At 73.0% G+C, this 16,678-nt stretch carries 16 protein-coding genes; 12 read left to right on the forward strand and 4 right to left on the reverse strand.

Annotation, left to right across the window (positions count from 1 at the left end):
• Positions 1-49: 49 nt before the first annotated feature.
• Positions 50-484, reverse strand: a complete 435-nt coding sequence (locus ACLBYB_RS01495; protein ID WP_447697648.1) for a DUF2934 domain-containing protein — start codon at positions 482-484, stop codon at positions 50-52.
• 109 nt (positions 485-593) lie between these two features.
• Positions 594-1,061, reverse strand: coding sequence for an atp-dependent helicase (locus ACLBYB_RS01500; protein ID WP_447697649.1), 468 nt, complete (start codon positions 1,059-1,061; stop codon positions 594-596).
• A gap of 190 nt (positions 1,062-1,251) precedes the next feature.
• Here ACLBYB_RS01500 and ACLBYB_RS01505 point away from each other — a divergent pair, with 190 nt between their 5' ends.
• The 11 genes from ACLBYB_RS01505 to ACLBYB_RS01555 all read left to right on the forward strand — a co-directional run bounded on the left by ACLBYB_RS01505 (position 1,252) and on the right by ACLBYB_RS01555 (position 13,494).
• Positions 1,252-1,818, forward strand: coding sequence for a NifU family protein (locus tag ACLBYB_RS01505; RefSeq protein ID WP_020093462.1), 567 nt, complete (start codon positions 1,252-1,254; stop codon positions 1,816-1,818).
• 288 nt (positions 1,819-2,106) lie between these two features.
• Positions 2,107-2,781, forward strand: coding sequence for a tRNA (adenosine(37)-N6)-threonylcarbamoyltransferase complex dimerization subunit type 1 TsaB (gene tsaB / locus ACLBYB_RS01510; RefSeq protein WP_447697650.1), 675 nt, complete (start codon positions 2,107-2,109; stop codon positions 2,779-2,781).
• Positions 2,778-3,293 (forward strand): GNAT family N-acetyltransferase, encoded by a 516-nt coding sequence (locus tag ACLBYB_RS01515; protein WP_012317649.1) that lies wholly within the window; start codon positions 2,778-2,780, stop codon positions 3,291-3,293. The genes tsaB and ACLBYB_RS01515 overlap by 4 nt, the downstream gene beginning before the upstream one ends.
• A 4-nt stretch (positions 3,294-3,297) precedes the next feature.
• Positions 3,298-4,164, forward strand: a complete 867-nt coding sequence (locus tag ACLBYB_RS01520; RefSeq protein WP_447697651.1) for a lysophospholipid acyltransferase family protein — start codon at positions 3,298-3,300, stop codon at positions 4,162-4,164.
• A 343-nt stretch (positions 4,165-4,507) separates the two neighbouring features.
• Positions 4,508-6,244, forward strand: coding sequence for an L-lactate permease (locus ACLBYB_RS01525; RefSeq protein ID WP_447680615.1), 1,737 nt, complete (start codon positions 4,508-4,510; stop codon positions 6,242-6,244).
• Between the two features lie 155 nt (positions 6,245-6,399).
• On the forward strand, positions 6,400-7,737 hold the full coding sequence (miaB, locus tag ACLBYB_RS01530) for a tRNA (N6-isopentenyl adenosine(37)-C2)-methylthiotransferase MiaB (RefSeq protein ID WP_020093466.1): 1,338 nt from the start codon (positions 6,400-6,402) through the stop codon (positions 7,735-7,737).
• 37 nt (positions 7,738-7,774) lie between these two features.
• On the forward strand, positions 7,775-8,881 hold the full coding sequence (locus ACLBYB_RS01535) for a PhoH family protein (RefSeq protein WP_091977046.1): 1,107 nt from the start codon (positions 7,775-7,777) through the stop codon (positions 8,879-8,881).
• A gap of 2 nt (positions 8,882-8,883) precedes the next feature.
• Positions 8,884-9,363, forward strand: a complete 480-nt coding sequence (gene ybeY / locus ACLBYB_RS01540) for an rRNA maturation RNase YbeY (protein ID WP_026604977.1) — start codon at positions 8,884-8,886, stop codon at positions 9,361-9,363.
• Positions 9,364-9,399: 36 nt separating this feature from the next.
• Positions 9,400-10,533: a hemolysin family protein gene (locus ACLBYB_RS01545; RefSeq protein ID WP_447697652.1), complete on the forward strand. Its 1,134-nt coding sequence runs from the start codon at positions 9,400-9,402 to the stop codon at positions 10,531-10,533.
• An 88-nt stretch (positions 10,534-10,621) separates the two neighbouring features.
• Complete coding sequence (lnt, locus tag ACLBYB_RS01550; protein WP_447697653.1) at positions 10,622-12,253, forward strand: apolipoprotein N-acyltransferase; 1,632 nt, start codon at positions 10,622-10,624, stop codon at positions 12,251-12,253.
• On the forward strand, positions 12,250-13,494 hold the full coding sequence (locus ACLBYB_RS01555; protein ID WP_447697654.1) for an MFS transporter: 1,245 nt from the start codon (positions 12,250-12,252) through the stop codon (positions 13,492-13,494). The genes lnt and ACLBYB_RS01555 overlap by 4 nt, the downstream gene beginning before the upstream one ends.
• Here the strand turns inward: ACLBYB_RS01555 and ACLBYB_RS01560 are convergent.
• Together ACLBYB_RS01560 and ACLBYB_RS01565 are read right to left on the reverse strand one after the other, a co-directional pair.
• The gene (locus ACLBYB_RS01560) at positions 13,446-13,922 is read right to left on the reverse strand and encodes a cupin domain-containing protein (protein ID WP_447697655.1); all 477 of its coding nucleotides are present in this window, start codon (positions 13,920-13,922) and stop codon (positions 13,446-13,448) included. The genes ACLBYB_RS01555 and ACLBYB_RS01560 overlap by 49 nt on opposite strands.
• 85 nt (positions 13,923-14,007) lie before the next feature.
• Positions 14,008-15,597 (reverse strand): catalase, encoded by a 1,590-nt coding sequence (locus ACLBYB_RS01565; protein ID WP_447697656.1) that lies wholly within the window; start codon positions 15,595-15,597, stop codon positions 14,008-14,010.
• A gap of 136 nt (positions 15,598-15,733) precedes the next feature.
• Between ACLBYB_RS01565 and ACLBYB_RS01570 the strand changes: the two genes are divergently transcribed.
• Positions 15,734-16,669, forward strand: a complete 936-nt coding sequence (locus tag ACLBYB_RS01570) for a LysR substrate-binding domain-containing protein (protein ID WP_447697657.1) — start codon at positions 15,734-15,736, stop codon at positions 16,667-16,669.
• Positions 16,670-16,678: the final 9 nt, after the last annotated feature.

Below are 16,678 nucleotides of genomic sequence, written 5' to 3' on the forward strand. Positions count from 1 at the left end.
GAGGGGCGGGCTCCGGGAGAGGCCGTGGTGGCGCCGCGGCGCCGACCCTTCAGTGCATCGAGGCCGGGGTCCGGGCGGGCTTCGCCTTGGCGGCGAGGCCGGCGGTCACCGCGGCCTTGGAGGCGCGGGCGGGCTTCGGAGCCGCCGGCTTCGCGGCGGCCTTCACGGCCGCGGGCTTGGCAGCGGCGGTCTTCGACGCGGCGGGCTTGGCGGCGGGCTTTGCAGCGGCGGTCTTGGTGGCAGCGGTCTTGGCGACCGGCTTGGCGACCGGCTTGGCGGCGATCTTCACCGGCGCGGCCTTCGCGGCGGCCTCGACGGGCTTGGCGGCCTCGACCGTCTCGGACGCGGCGGCCGCGAGCATGGCGTTCGCGCGCAGCTCGGACTCGGCGCGGATCCAGTGGGCCGCAGCGTGCCCGTGAATCCGGCCCTCGTTCTCCCAGATGTAGTAGGCGCACTCGCGCACGTGGTGCTCGCTGATCAGCATGCGGTCGATCTCCTGTCCGTCCCGGGGACGACGATGGGAGAGGCGGGTTAAGCGTCGGTTAACCCTGCCGTCGGCGACCGGTCGCGGTGCGCGCGCGCTTCGGGCCGCCCTACGGGGCGATCCCCAGCACCCGCCGCGCCTCGGTCAGCAGCACGGCGTGCCGGGCCGCGCCCGGACCCTGATCCGGAGCCTCGCGGCCGGCCCGGGCGATCAGGTCCTGGAAGCGCCGCCGGTCGAGGGCGCGGTGCCCGATGCTGGCGAGGACCGCGCCCAGGACGATCCGGACCGCCTCGGTGCGCTCGTCGGCCATCGCGGCGGCTTCGGACGCGGCCGCATTCGCCTGCGCGTCCACCTGCGTCTCGGCCCGCGCGGCCGCGGCCGCCTCCGCGCGGGTCTGCGCCTCCGCGAGCGCCGCGGCGAGGCGCTGCCCCTCCTGCCAGGCCTGGTCGTGCTGATGCGTGCGCAGCGCGAGCAGCACCTTGAGCGAGGCCGCTTCCGCGCGCGCCGCGTCCAGCTTGGCTTGGGCCTCGCGCAGATCCTTCAGCAAGTCCTGCGCGAGGGTCTGGTCCGCGGTCATGTCCACTGCCGGCTCCTCTGGCGTTCGACGGCGTTCGTCCTGTCGCGCCGTCGGCCGAATGTCCACTCTCGCGCGCCGGCGGGACCGGACGACAGGTTGAGAAAATCCGATCGCCGGTCCACATGGGAGGCGGCGCCTCGCGGCGCCTGTCCCGGCCGGCCTTGAACCGGCGCAGCGGAGTATCGCCACCATGTTCATCCAGACCGAAGCCACGCCGAACCCGGCCACCCTGAAGTTCCTGCCCGGCCGCGTCGTGCTGGCGGAATCGACCTTCGAGGCGCGGGACGCCGAGGCCGCCGCCCGCTCGCCCCTGGCCGCGGCGCTGTTCACCGTCCCGGGCGTGGCGGGCGTCTATTTCGGCCACGATTTCATCTCGGTGACCAAGGCCGAGGACGGCTCGGACTGGGCGCAGGTCAAGCCGGCGGTGCTCGGCGCGATCATGGAGCACTTCCAGTCCGGCGCGCCCGTGATGGCCGAGGGCGGCCACGGCGAGATCGAGCCGGGCGACGAGTTCTACGACGAGGCGGACCACGACACCGTCGTGACCATCAAGGACCTGCTCGAGACCCGGGTGCGCCCGGCGGTGGCGGGCGACGGCGGCGACATCACCTTCCGCGGCTACAAGGAGGGCGTGGTCTATCTGGAGATGAAGGGGGCCTGCTCGGGCTGCCCGTCCTCCACGGCGACCCTGCGGCACGGCGTGCAGAACCTGTTCCGGCACTTCCTGCCGGAGATCCGCGAGGTCCAGGCGATCTGAGGATCCGCGCCCGCGCCGCATTGCGGGCGGCACGCCGGAGGGCCGGAACGGCCCTCGGCTGCCCACCGGCTCCCGCCTTCGCGGCGGAGCCGGGGGCCGGTGCGCCGGACCCGTCCGAGGCCGCGGGCGCGCACCGGCGCAAGCCGGCAACACTCCACCGGTGATCCGCCCGGTGCGGGCGCCCCGCCGCTGACGAGGCGGCGGTTTTGCTCTAACGCTGGAGGCTCTTCGCGCCCGTCGCGGCGCAGGGAGGCAACCGTCGGCGCGGACCGGCCTGTGGGAGTGAGCGTGCGTATCCTGGCCATCGACACAGCGCTGGACACCTGCGCCGCCTGCGTCATGGCGGAGGAGTCCGAGGCGCCCCTCGCCGCCGAGTCGCTGCCCATGGCGCGCGGCCACGCGGAATCCCTGCTGCCGCTGATCGAGCGGGTGATCGCCCGGGTCGAGGGCGGATTTGAGGCGATCGACCGGGTCGCCGTGACGGTCGGGCCCGGCAGCTACACCGGGCTGCGGGTCGGCCTGTCGGCGGCCCGCGCCATCGGCCTCTCGACCGGCAAGCCCGTCGTCGGCGTCGGCACCCTCTCGGCGCTCCTCGCGCCGCTCCTGGCCGACACCGTCGCGGACACGATCGCCGCGGTGATCGACGCCCGCCATGGCGCCGTCTACGTGCAGGCCCTCGGGCCGGGCGACGGCCTCGCGCCCGCGCACCTCGCCGTCGAGGCGGCGGCCGAGCAGCTGGGCGACGGCCCGGTGGTGCTGACCGGTTCCGGCGCGCCGATGCTGGCCGCCGCGCTCGCCGCACGCGGCGTCGCGGCGCGCGTCGCCCATGTCGGCGGTCCCGATATCGCGGCGGTGGCCTCTCTCGGCCTCGTCGCCGACCCGGCGCAGGCCCTGGCGCGGCCCCTCTACCTGCGGGGGCCGGATGCCCGGCCGCAGGACCACGCGCGGATCGCACGGCGATGACGCGCCCGCTGCCCTTCTGGCCCTTCGACTGGTGGTTCGCGTGGTGGGACGCGCTGACCCCGGAGCCCTACGTCGCGCCGCTCCGCGACGCCGCGCAGGCCCCTGCCCTCGCCCGCCTCCACGCGACCGCCTTCGCGCGCCCCTGGGACGCGCACGAGTTCGAGCGGATGCTCTGCGAGCGCTCGACCCACGCGCACGCCCTCTGGCGCGCGGGCGTGCTCCAGGGCTTCGTGCTCTCGCGCCGGGCCGCCGACGAGGCCGAGATCCTGACGGTCGTGCTGTCCCCGGCTCTGCGCGGCGGCGGCCACAGCCGCAAGCTGCTCCGCGAGCATCTGGCGAGCCTCGCCCTCGACGGCGTCGCCCGGGTGCATCTGGAGGTCGACGAGGGCAACGCTCCCGCGCTGCGGCTCTACGCCCGGCACGGCTTCCGGCAGGTCGGTTCGCGCACCGGCTACTATCTCAAGGCCGACGGCAGCCGGGCGACCGCGCTGACGATGAGCGCCGACCTGTGACGCCGTGAGCCGCCTCGGCATCGCCTGGCGCGTCGCGGCCCTCGCCCTCGCCTTCGCGGTGCTGGGACCGCCCCACTGGATCGCCCTGCGGCTCCTCGGCCGCCGCGCGACCCTGGCGCCGATCCTGTTCCACCGCGTCTTCCTGTGGCTGTTCGGGGTGCGGGTCACGCAGAGCGGGACGCCCCCGGCTCCCGGCGAGGCCGCGCTGGTGCTCGCCAACCACGTCTCGTGGCTCGACATCATCGCGGTGGGCTCGCTGCGGCCGCTCTCCTTCGTGGCGAAGTCCGAGATCGCCGGCTGGCCGCTGATCGGCGTCCTCGCGGGGCTCCAGCGGACGATCTACATCGACCGGCAGCGCCGCGGCGCGACCGCGAGCGTCAGCACCGCCATGGGCCACCGCCTGGCCGAGGGGGAACTGGTCGTCCTGTTCGCGGAGGGGACCACCGGCGACGGGACCCGGCTCCTGCCGTTCCGCTCCTCCCTCGTCGGCGCCGCCCGCGCGGCGCTGCAGGCCGAGGCCGGGCGCGGACGGGTGCGCCTCCAGCCGCTCGCCATCGCCTATCCACGGCGCAACGGCCTGCCGGTCACGCGCGCCGAGCGCGCGGAGATCGCGTGGTACGGCGACATGGAGCTGGTGCCGCACCTCGCGACCTTCGTGCAGGGCGGCCCCATCGACGTGCACGTGGTCTGGGGCGCGCCGATCCCCTTCGAGGCGACCACCGACCGGAAGGTCGCCACCGCGGCCGCCGAAGCCGAGGTGCGCGCGGCCCTGCGGGGCGCCGGCACGGGCGCCGGCACCGTCCCGGCACCCGACGCGCGGCCGGCCGCCCCGGAGATCGGTCTCCAGGGGCCGGAGATCGCGCCGGTCTGAACCCTCGGCGCTGCGCCGGACGCTGCTCCCGCGTCGGGATCCGGAGCCGGCGCGCCCGCGACCCCGGCACCGTGGGCGGCGCGCGCGGCCTGCTTCTCCACGCCTAAGCTCCTGGACGCGAACGGAATCCTGTCTCAGATCCAGATTTTACGCCTGGTCCGGACGGGTCTGATCCTTTCGAGACCTAGCCGACGCTGTTCGACCGGGCGGATCCGCCGATCCGCGCGAGAGAAAGCCGGTGGAGTCACCGTCAGAATACATGATTCAACGCATTGAGCGGCCGGAACACGTCTGCTAGCTAGGCCGCAATCCGGAACAGACGGAAATTATTGGAGGACGCCCGGTGCAAACCTGGAACCAGGTTTACGACCCGTTCGGGAGCCCGTGGCTCTCGACGCTCGCCGCTTCAGTGCCGGTCATCGCACTGCTCGCCATGATCGCCAGCGGGCGCGTGAAGGCCCATATCGCGGCCGTCATCGCCCTCGGCCTCGCCATGCTGGTGGCCATCGTCGGCTTCGGCATGCCGACCGATCTCGCCACCCGCGCCGCCATCCTCGGGATGGTCACGGGCTTCTTCCCGATCGGCTGGATCATCCTCAACGTCATCTTCCTCTACCGGCTCACGGTGGAGAAGGGCTGGTTCGCGATCCTGCAGCAGTCGGTGGCGGGCATCACCGCGGACCGACGCCTCCAGCTGCTCCTGGTGGCCTTCGCGTTCGGCGCCTTCTTCGAGGGCGCGGGCGGCTTCGGCACGCCGGTCGCCGTCACGGGCGCCATCCTGATCGGCCTCGGCTTCTCGCCATTGGCCGCCTCCGGCCTGTCGTTGATCGCCAACACCGCGCCGGTGGCCTTCGGGGCGCTCGGCGCGCCGATCCAGGGCCTCGCCTCGGTCACCGGCTACCCGCCGGAGATCCTCGGCGCGATGATCGGCCGGCAGCTGCCGCTGTTCTCGCTGATCGTGCCGTTCTGGCTGATCTGGGTGTTCGCGGGCTTCCGCGGCATGATCCGGGTGTGGCCGCCGATCCTGGTCTGCGGCGCCTCCTTCGCGGTCGCGCAGTTCCTGATCTCGAACTACGTCAACCCGTGGATCGTCGATATCGGCGCCTCGCTCGCCTCGATGCTCGCCCTGGTGCTGTTCCTGAAGGTCTGGCAGCCCAAGGAGATCTGGTCGTCGCCGGCCCTGCGCGGCCACGATCCGTCGCTCGCCGTCGCCGGTCCGCGGCCCGTGGCGCTCGGCGCCGGTGTGCCCGGCACGCCCCCGGTCCATACCGGCGCCCGCACCGCCTCGCAGGGCGAGATCCTGATGGCCTGGGTGCCGTGGATCGTCCTCTCGGTCATCGTCGCGGTCTGGGGAACCGGCTGGTTCAAGGGCATCGTCAACCCGCTCTTCACCTGGAAATACGAGGTGCCGGGCCTGCACAACGTGATCATGAAGGTGCCGCCGGTGGTGGCCAAGCCGGTGCCGGAGGGCGCGGTCTTCCTGTTCACCTACATGTCGTACACCGGCACGGGCGTGCTGATCGCGGCGATCATCTCCGGCCTGATCATGCGGTTCTCGCCGCTGCGCCTCGTCACCGCCTACTTCGAGACCATCTGGGCCCTGCGCTACTCGCTCATCACCATCGCGGCGATGCTCGCGCTCGGCGTCCTCACCCGCTACGCGGGCGTCGACGCCACGCTCGGCCTCGCCTTCGCGGGCACCGGCATCCTCTACCCATTCTTCGGGACGCTGCTCGGCTGGCTCGGCGTGGCGCTCACGGGTTCCGACACGGCCTCGAACGTGCTGTTCGGCGGCCTCCAGAGGATCACCTCCGAGCAGCTCGGCCTCTCGGGCGTGCTGATGGCGGCGGCGAACTCGTCGGGCGGCGTGATGGGCAAGATGGTCGACGCCCAGTCGATCGTCGTCGCCTCCACGGCCACCGGCTATTTCGGCCAGGAAGGCAAGATCCTGCGCTTCGTGTTCTGGCACTCGATCGCGCTGGCCTGCCTCGTCGGGCTGTTCGTGATGCTGCAGGCCTACGTGCCGTTCTTCCAGCAGATGGTCATCGACCTGCCCGCGGCGGCGCCGGCCGCCCACTGAGGCCGGTTCGACCGCGACAGCCTCTGACCGGCCGCCCTCGGGCGGCCGGTTGCGTTTCGGGCGCCGCGACGGCCCCCGCGATCCGTGCTACAGGCCGCGTGCCGGGCCCCGCGGGGCGGGTGCAAGGATTATCGGACGGTTCGGGACGGCGCGCGTTGAAGAAGGCTTTCGTCAAATCCTACGGTTGCCAGATGAACGCCTACGACGCGGCCCGCATGGCCGACGTCCTCGGCGCCGAGGGCTACACGGCGACCGACACGGTCGAGGACGCGGACGTCGTCGTCCTCAACACCTGCCACATCCGCGAGAAGGCCGCCGAGAAGGTCTATTCCGAACTCGGCCGCCTGCGCGTGCTCAAGGGTGAGCGGAAGGCGCAGGGCCTCGACACGCGCATCGTAGTCGCGGGCTGCGTCGCCCAGGCCGAGGGCGCCGAGATCCAGGCGCGCCAGCCCGCCGTCGACGTGGTCGTCGGCCCGCAGAGCTATCACCGGCTGCCAGACCTGCTGGCGCGCTCCCGCGAGCGCCGCGTCGTCGACACCGAGTTCCCGGTCGAGGACAAGTTCGACCACCTGCCCCGCCGGCGGACGCTCGGTTCGTCGGCCTTCCTCACCGTTCAGGAGGGCTGCGACAAGTTCTGCGCCTTCTGCGTGGTGCCCTACACGCGGGGCGCGGAGGTCTCGCGCTCCGTGGCGGCGGTGCTCGCCGAGGCCGAGAAGCTCGCCGACGGCGGCGTCCGCGAGATCACGCTGATCGGCCAGAACGTCAACGCCTATCACGGCGACGGCCCCGACGGCGCGCCCGCGGGCCTCGCCGACCTGGTGCGCGCGGTGGCGAAGATCCCCGGCATCGCGCGGATCCGCTACACGACGAGCCACCCGAACGACTTCGACGACGCCCTGATCCGGGCGCACGCCGAGGTGCCGGCCCTGATGCCCTACCTGCACCTCCCGGTGCAGTCGGGCTCCGACCGGATCCTCGCCGCGATGAACCGCAAGCATACCGGCGACCAGTACCGCCGGCTGATGGACCGGATCCGCGCGGCGCGGCCCGACATCGCCCTGTCCTCCGACTTCATCGTCGGCTTCCCCGGCGAGACCGACGCGGACTTCGCCGAGACCCTGCGGCTCGTGCGCGACGTCGGCTTCGAGAGCGCCTTCTCGTTCAAGTACAGCCCACGCCCCGGCACGCCGGCCGCCGACCGCACCGATCAGGTGCCGGAGGCCGTGATGGCGGCCCGGCTCGCCGAGTTGCAGGCGCTCCTCGACGGCCAGCGCCACGCCTATCAGCGGGCGGCCGTCGGGCGGGTCTTCGACGTTCTGGTCGAGAAGCCCGGGCGGCATCCCGGTCAGGTCGCGGGCAAGACGCCGCACCTGCTGGCCGTCCAGTTCGACGCCGCGCCTCACCATATCGGACAGGTCGTGCCCGTGCGGATCACCGAGGCGGGGTCCAACAGCCTGTTCGGGGAACTCGTCTCCGCGGCTGCGGCGGCGTGAGGAGCGGAGCGGTCGGGATGATGGCGAGGATGGCGGCTTGAGCGCGTCGGACGGTGCGGGCGCGCGCGGCGCGCTCAAGGGGCGCGGCCCGGCGGCGCGGCCGGCCGGATCGGACGAGGCGGTCGAGGTGCCGCTGACCTTCGACGACAACCGCCTCGCGAGCCTCGTCTTCGGCCAGTACGACCAGAACGTCGCCCATATCGAACGCCGGCTGGAGGTCACCGCCACCGCGCTCGGCAACCACCTCGTCATCAAGGGGCCGGCCGACGCCGCCGAGACGGCGCGGCGGGTGTTCCAGAAGCTCTACGCCCGGGTGCGGACCGGCGGCAGCACGCTGACCCTCGGCGACGTGGACGGCGCCATCCGCGAGGCCACCGCGCAGGCGACCCTGTTCCCGGCCGAGGTCATCGCGGCCGAGGCCGACAGGCCGCATTTCGAGCAGATCGCCACCCGCAAGCGCGGGGCCGTGCGGGCGCGCAACCCGGCACAGGACGCCTACATCAAGCTCCTGCGCACCAACGAGCTGGTCTTCGCCGAGGGCCCGGCCGGGACCGGCAAGACCTGGCTCGCCGTCGGCCACGCCGTGTCGCTCCTAGAGCAGGGCCATGCCGAGCGGCTGATCCTGTCCAGGCCCGCGGTCGAGGCCGGCGAGCGCCTGGGCTTCCTGCCGGGGGACATGCGCGAGAAGGTCGACCCCTACCTCCGCCCGATCTACGACGCCCTGTACGACTTCATGGAGGCCCGCCACGTCGATCGCGGCCTCCAGACCGGCCAGATCGAGATCGCGCCGCTCGCCTTCATGCGCGGCCGAACCCTCACCAACGCGGTGGTGCTGCTCGACGAGGCGCAGAACACCACCTCCATGCAGATGAAGATGTTCCTCACCCGCCTGGGCGAGGGCTCGCGCATGATCATCACCGGCGATCCGAGCCAGATCGACCTGCCGCCGGGCCAGAAATCCGGCCTCGTGGAAGCGGTCAGCGTGCTGGAGGGCGTCGAGGGGATCGGGCACGTGCGGTTCAAGGACGTCGACGTGGTCCGCCACGACCTCGTCCGCCGGATCGTGACCGCCTATGAGCGCGCCGCCCACGGCAGCGCGGAGGCCGACCGCAACCCGAATCCCCGCCGCCGGCCCCTGGCGTGACCATGCCCCACGAGATCGACCTCGCCGTCGAGGACGCGCGCTGGGAGACGGCGGTTCCGGACCTCGAGGCCCTCGTCACCCGCGCCGTCGAGGCCGGGCTCGCCGTCGCCCCCGAGAGGCCGGACGGTCCCGTCGAGGTCAGCGTCCTGCTGACCGACGACGCCGCCGTCCGGGAACTCAACAGGACCTGGCGCGGCAAGGACAAGCCCACCAACGTCCTGTCCTTCCCGGCCGCCCCGCAGCCGCGGCATGCCGGGACCGCCGCGCCCCTCGGCGACGTGGTCCTTGCGTACGAGACCCTGGTGCGCGAGAGTGCCGAGCAGTCGAAGCCGCTCCAGAATCACCTCGCCCACCTCCTCGTCCATGGCACCCTGCATTGTCTCGGTCAGGACCACGAGATCGGCGAGGCCGAGGCCGATGCCATGGAAGCCCTCGAGGTCGCGGCACTCGCGACCCTCGGCATCCCGGATCCCTATGCCTGAGCGCACGACGTCCGAGCGACCCCAGACCCGAGAGACATGAGCAACGATCGAAGTCGCGGCGCGGCCCTGGCCGCGCCCAGTTCCACCGAGGGCGAGTCCCAGCACCGGGAGCCCTGGTACGACCGCCTGCTCCAGGCGCTCCATCTCAAGCCGCGCGATTCGCTGCGCGAGGGTCTTGAGGAGGCGCTGGCGGAGCCGGACGCCGGCGAGAGCGGCCTCACCCCGCTCGAGCGCGTCATGCTCAAGAACGTCCTCGGCCTGCACAAGGTGCGCGTCGACGACGTGATGGTCCCCCGGGCCGACATCGTCGCCGTCTCGAACGACACGAGCCTCGGCGAGTTGCTCAAGCTGTTCCGCACGGCCGGCCATTCCCGGCTGCCGGTCTACGGCGAGACCCTCGACGATCCCCGCGGCATGGTCCACATCCGCGACCTCGTCGACCACATCGCCGCCAAGGCCGAGCCGGCCCGGCGCAGCGCGCCCGCCGTCGCGAAGGCCGCCGATCTCGCGGTCGACGGTGCGGCGGACACGCCGACCGCACCGCGCCCGCGCCGGCCCGCGGCGCGCCTGCCGCGCGGCCTGGACCTCGGCAAGGTCGACCTGACGACCACGCTCGCGGCGGCGCGCATCCAGCGGCCGGTCCTGTTTGTGCCACCCTCCATGCCGGCGATCGACCTGCTGGTGCGGATGCAGGCGACCCGCACCCACATGGCGCTGGTCATCGACGAGTACGGCGGCACCGACGGGCTGATCTCCATCGAGGACCTGATCGAGGTCGTGGTCGGCGATATCGAGGACGAGCACGACGTGGCCGAGGACAAGCACGTCCAGCGCGTCGAGGGTGAGGGCGAGGTCTTCGTGGCCGACGCGCGCACGCCGCTGGCCGAGGTCTCCGAGGTGACGGGCGTCGACCTCGTCGCGGCCGTCGGCGAGATGGCCGAGGAGATCGACACGCTGGGCGGCATGATCGTGACGCTGGCGGGCCGCGTCCCGTCGCGCGGCGAGCTGATCGCCGGCCCCGGGGACCTCGAGTTCGAGGTGCTCGACGCCGATCCGCGCCGCCTGAAGCGGCTCCGGTTCCACAAGGGCGCGGCGCGCATCGGCAATGTCGTGCCGCTCGCCCTGCCGCCGCCCGCGAACGCCCCGGTCGCCGAGACGCCGCACCCGTGACGGTCGCGGCGTGACGGGTCTGGTGGACGGTTTCGCCCGGTCGCCCGCGGCGGCCGGCGCACCGATGCGCGGGCCGATCCCGGGTCCCATGTCCGATCCGGAGCGGGCGCGCGTCCCCGGCGCGGTGCTGGCGATCGCGCGCCTGACCGGCTGGCGCCGGCTCGGGCTGGCGTGGCTCGCCGGCGCCCTGGGCGCGCTGGCGATGCCGCCCTACGGGCTCCTCCCGGCCCTCGCGGTCTCCCTGACGATCGCGGTCTGGCTGCAGGACGGGGCTGCGGCCGGTCGGACGACACTCCGGCGATTCGGGCCATGCTTCCTCATCGGCTGGGCCTGGGGCTTCGGCTATCTCACTGCCGGGCTCTGGTGGCTGGGCCAGGCCTTCCTGGTCGAGGCCGACGAGTTCCTCTGGGCCCTGCCGCTGGGCGTGATCGGCCTGCCCTTCGTCCTCGGCCTGTTCTACGGCGCCGGTTTCGGCGCCGCGGGCCTGCTCTGGGGGCGGGGCGCGGCGCGGATCGCCGCCCTGGCCTTCGGGCTCGGCGCGGCCGACTGGCTGCGCGGCCACCTGTTCACGGGGTTCCCCTGGAACACCCTCGGGATGGCGCTGGCCCAGAACCTCTGGCTGATGCAGGGGGCGGCGGCGATCGGGCTCTACGGCCTGTGCATCCTGGCCGCGCTGGTCTGCGCGGCGCCCGCGACGCTCGCCACCGGCGCGAATCCGCGCGCCCGGTTCGGGCCGAGCGCCGCCGCCGCGATCGTCCTCGCCGGCCTGGCGCTCTACGGGGCCGAGCGGCTCGGTCCGCCCGACCCGGTGGTCACGGGTGTCCGGCTGCGGCTCGTCCAGCCCAACCTGCCCCAGGACGCCAAGTTCAGGCCCGAGAACCGGGCCGACATCGTCGACCGCTACATCGAGCTGAGCCAGCGCCCGACGGAGGCCGGTGCGCCGGAACCGACCCACATCGTCTGGCCGGAATCGGCCTTCCCGTTCCTGATCCAGCGCGACCCCGACGCCCTGGCCAAGGTGGCGGCCGGCCTCAAGCCCGGGCAGCACCTGATCACCGGGGCGGCCCGCGCCGAGGAGCCGCTGCCGGGCGAGCGCCTGCGCTTCTACAACGCCGTCCTGGTGATCGGCCCGGACGGCCGGATCTCCGACAGCTACGATAAGGTCCACCTCGTCCCGTTCGGGGAGTACCTCCCCGCGCCCCTCGACGCCGCCCTGCGGACCGTGGGGCTGCGCCAGTTCGTGGCGATCCCCGGCGGGTTCTCGGCCGGGACGCTCGCCGGGCAGCGGATCCTGACGGTGCCGGGCCTGCCGCCGGTCGCGGCGACCATCTGCTACGAGGCGATCTTCCCGGGCGCGATCCTGCCCGCCGGGCACGCCGCGCCGTCCCCGCAGCCGCCGGGGCTGATCCTGAACGTCACCAACGACGCGTGGTTCGGCGACACGCCGGGGCCGCGCCAGCACCTCGCCCAGGCGCGCCTGCGCGCCGTCGAGGAGGGTCTGCCGCTCGTGCGCGACGCCAATACCGGGATCTCCGCGGTGATCGACCCGCACGGCCGCGTCGTCGCCCGCACCGCGCTCGACACCGAGACCTGGCTCGACGCCGACCTGCCCGCCCGCATCGTCGGCGGCACGCTCTACGGCCAGTTCGGCGACGCCGCCTTCGCGCTGATGCTGGCCGCCTGCCTGGGCGGGGCCGTGATCGCGCGGCGGCGGCCGTGAGCGCGGACCGGGCGACGGCCAACCGGTTCCTGCTCGGCCTCGCGCTGATGCTGGTCGCGTTCAACCTGCGCCCGGCGCTGAGCACGGTCGGCCCGCTGCTGGCGACGATCCGGGACGGCACGGGGCTCGGCGCCGGCGGCGCCGCCATCCTCACGACGCTGCCGGTCCTGTGCCTCGGCATCGCCTGCGCGCTGGCCGCGCCGCTGATCCGCCGGATCGGGCCCGACCTCGCCGTGCTCGCCGGCTCGACGATCCTCGTCGCCGGCCTGACGCTGCGCGGTCTCGGCGGGCTCGTGCCGCTCTTCGCCGGGACGGCGCTGGCGGCCGTCGGGATCGGGATCGACAACGTCCTGCTGCCGGCGCTGGTGAAGCGCGATTTCGCCGGCAACGGCGGCCTGATGACGGGCCTCTACACGATGACCCTGTGCCTCGGCGCGGCCGCGGGCGCCGGGGCCTCGGTGCCGGTGGAGCACGCCCTCGGGGGCGGTTGGCCCTCCGCCCTGGCGATCTGGTCGCTGCCCGCGCTGGTGGCGGCCTTCGTGTGGATCCCGTTCGCCCGCCGGACCGCCTCGACCGCCGCGCCCTCGGCCGGGCGGCTGCTCCGCAACCCGCTCGCGTGGTGGGTGACGGGCTTCATGGGCCTGCAATCGTCGCTCGCCTACATCCTGTTCGGCTGGCTGCCGCTGCTGCTGCAGGGCCGCGGGCTGACGCCGCTGAATGCCGGGCTCTACGCCTCGCTGGCGACGCTGGTTCAGGCGCCGGGCGCGCTGCTGGTCGCCATGCTGGCGGCCCGCGCCCGCGACCAGCGCGCCTGGATCGTCGTGATTCCCGGCCTGACGGCCGCCGCCTTCGTGGTCCTCGCCTTCGGGGCGGAATTCGTGCGGATCCCCGCCGCATGCGCGCTGGGCTTCGGGATCGGCGGCTGCTTCGGGCTGGGCCTGACCCTGATCGTGCTGCGCGCCGCGGACGCGGCGAGCGCCGCCGGCCTCTCGGCCATGGCGCAGGGCATCGGCTACACCTGCGCCGCGCTGGGGCCGCTGGTCTTCGGTCTCGCCCACGAGGCGACCGGCGGCTGGACCGTGCCGGGCGCCCTGTTCGTCGGCATCACCGTCGCGGCGATCCTGATCGGGCTCGCCGCCGGACGCGACCGGAAGGTCAGCGCGGCCGAACCCGAGCTGCGGGATCCGGCCGCTCAGCCGCTGACCGAACTCCAGCCGGCGAACCCGGCCAGCGGTTCCTGATCGTAGCGGGCCATCAGGTCGGTCATCGCGGCGGCGTCGCCGAGCCGTCCCTCCGCGGCGAGGCGGGCCAGACCCTCGAAGAAGCCCTCGCGGCCGAGCGCCGGCGCGAAGCTCAGCGTGAAGCGCACCGGGCGGTCGCCGCGATTGGCGAAGGCGTGCGCGACGCCGGGCGGGATGAGCGCGAAGTCGCCCGGTCCGAGGTCGTGGTCGGCACCGTCGACGTGCAGGGCGAGCCGGCCCGCCTCGACCGAGAAGGTCTCGGTCAGCCGGGCGTGGCGGTGCAGTCCCGCGCCCGGCGTCCGGGGATCCATCGTGACGCGGTAGATGCCGAGGCCGTCGGCCGTCTCGTCGCTGCGCGCGAGATAGGTGACCCGCATGCCGCCGATGACGGCGTTCGGGCCGGGCCCGCGGTGCACGACACTCGCCATCTTCGCCCCCGTCCGTTCCGCAAACGAGAACCCCGCGCGGCCGGGTGACCGCGCGGGGCTGTGTCGATGAGCGCGCGCGCGAGGCTTACTCGGCGGCGACCCGGTGCGCCTGCGAGCCGTCGGTCAGGGTCTCGGACTGCAGGCGCTTGCCCGGCGCGGCGCGGCCCGGCAGCGGCGGCAGGGCCTTGGCCTTCTCCAGATCGATCCCGGCGCCCTCGGCGACGCGGCGGCCGTAATCCTCGTCGGCGTGCCAGAAGTGCCAGACCATCCGCAGCTGGATCGGCTCGGGGCACTGCTTCATGTCGGCCACGAGGTTGGCGATCAGGTCGTCGCGCTCCCAATCCTGGAACGAGCGGTACCGGACGCCAGCCTGGGTGTAGTCGTCCTCGGTCCGCGAGGTCTGGTAGCGGCCGAGGCGGCCCTCCACCGGCTGGTGGTAGTCCTTGGCGGGCTTCGGCGCCTCGCGCAGGCCCTCGGCCAGCGTCGAGGGCTCGTAGTTGATGTGCCTGTTCGGGCCGGTGCCGTCGACCGTGTAGGCCATCTGACCGTCGCGCTGGTTCGAGTAGACCTTCACGCCGGGCTGCGGCGCGTTGATCGGCAGCTGGAGGTAGTTGGCGCCGACGCGGTAGCGCTGCGTGTCCGAGTAGGACAGCGTCCGCCCCTGCAGCATCTTGTCGTCCGAGAAGTCGATGCCGTCGACCAGCACGCCGGTGCCGAAGGCGGACTGCTCGACCTCGGCGAAGAAGTTGTCCGGCACGCGGTCGAGCACCATGCGGCCCACCGGCAGCAGCGGGAACTGGTCGACCGGCCACAGCTTCGTGTCGTCCAGCGGGTCGAACGACAGGTGGTCGTTCGGGCCGTCCGGCATGATCTGGACGCAGAATTCCCACTCGGGGAAATTCCCGGCCTTGATGTTGTCGTACAGGTCGCGGGTCGCGTGGCCGACATCCTTGGCCTGGATCTCGGAGGCCTGCTGCGAGGTCAGGTTGCGCACGCCCTGCTTCGGCTCCCAGTGGAACTTGCAGAGCACGGCCTCACCCTGGTCGTTGACCAGCTTGTAGGTGTTGACGCCCGAGCCTTCCATCTCGCGGTAATTGGCCGGGATGCCCCAGGGCGACTTCAGGTGCGTCACCATATGGATCGACTCGGGGTGCTGGGCCACGAAGTCGAAGAAGCGCCACGCCTCCTGCCGGTTCGTCACCGGGTCCGGCTTGAACGCGTGGATCATGTCGGGGAACTTGATCGCGTCGCGGATGAAGAAGACCTTGAGGTTGTTGCCCACGAGGTCCCAGTTGCCGTCGACGGTCTTGAACTTGACCGCGAAGCCGCGCGGATCACGTTCGGTCTCCGGGCTCTCCTTGGCGCCGGCGACCGTCGAGAAGCGCACGAACATCGGCGTCTTCACGCCGGTCTCGTTCAGCACGCGCGCGCGGGTGTACTTGGAGGCCGGCTCGTCGCCGATCTTGCCGTAGGCCTCGAACCAGCCGTGGGCGCCGGCGCCGCGGGCGTGGACGACGCGCTCCGGGATCCGCTCGCGGTCGAAGTGCGTGATCTTCTCGATGAACTGGTAGTTCTCGAGCGTGGCCGGGCCCCGCTCACCGACCGTGCGGGTGCTCTGGTTGTCGCGGACCGGATGGCCCTGGCGGGTTGTCAGGATCGGGCGTTGATCGCTCATGCGTACCGTCTCTCCGTACTGCGAAGGCTCTCGGTGGACAGCGGAGTCAGCCTGGAACCGTTCTGGTGAAGGGTTATGACTGGGGCGTGACCCCGAGGCAAATGCATCGTCACAAAGGTTCTGATAGACGCAGCCTATGAATCTGGCCGGCCTCTCCCTCCGCGATCTCGAATACGTCGTCGCCGTCGCCGACGAGGGGCATTTCGGCCGGGCTGCCGAGCGCTGCAACGTCAGCCAGCCGACGCTGAGCGTGCAGGTCCGTAAGCTGGAAACCGCGCTCGGCCTGACTTTGTTCGAGCGCTCGAACCGGCGGATCCTGCTCACCGAGGCGGGCCAGGCCATCGTCCGGCAGGCGCGGGTCGTCCTGGCGGAGGCGCAGCGGCTCCTGGCGCTGGCCAGCGAGGGGCGCGGCTCGCCGCTCACCGGGCGTCTCGTGCTGGCGGCGATCCAGACGCTCGGCCCCTACTTCTTCCCGCTGGTGCTGCGGCCCCTGCGCGAGCAGTACCCGCTGCTGATGCTCTCGCTGTCCGAATCGCGGACGGCCGACATCGTCGAGGGGCTGCGCGACGGGCGCATCGACGCGGCCCTGGTCTCGCTGCCGCTGCCGTCGCACGGGCTCGCGGTCTCGCCGCTGTTCGTCGAGCCGTTCTGGCTCGCCTGCCCGGCCGAGCACACCCTCGCCCGGGGCGGCGCGCTCTCCGCCAACGAGATCGCGGGGCCGGACCTGCTGCTCCTCGACGAGGGCAACTGCCTGCGCGACCAGGCGATCGCCGCCTGCGGCGCCGGTTCGTCGGTCGGCCGCCACGCCACCAGCCTGGAGACGCTCCGCTCGATGGTGGCGGCCGGCGCCGGCTACACGCTGCTGCCGGCGCTGGCGGTGCCGGCGAGCCCCGATCCCAGCGGCCTGACGGTCACCCGCGCCTTCGACGTCGACGGCCCGGGGCGGACCATCGCGCTGGTCTGGCGCGCGAGCGATCCGCGGGCCGCCGGCCTCGCGAGCCTGGCCGCCTTCTTCCGGGCGCACGCGCCAGCGGGCACGGCCGCCTGCCGCGACGGCGAGGCCGTCGCCTGAGCCGCCGCG

It is taken from the genome of Methylobacterium sp. D54C (assembly GCF_053345595.1).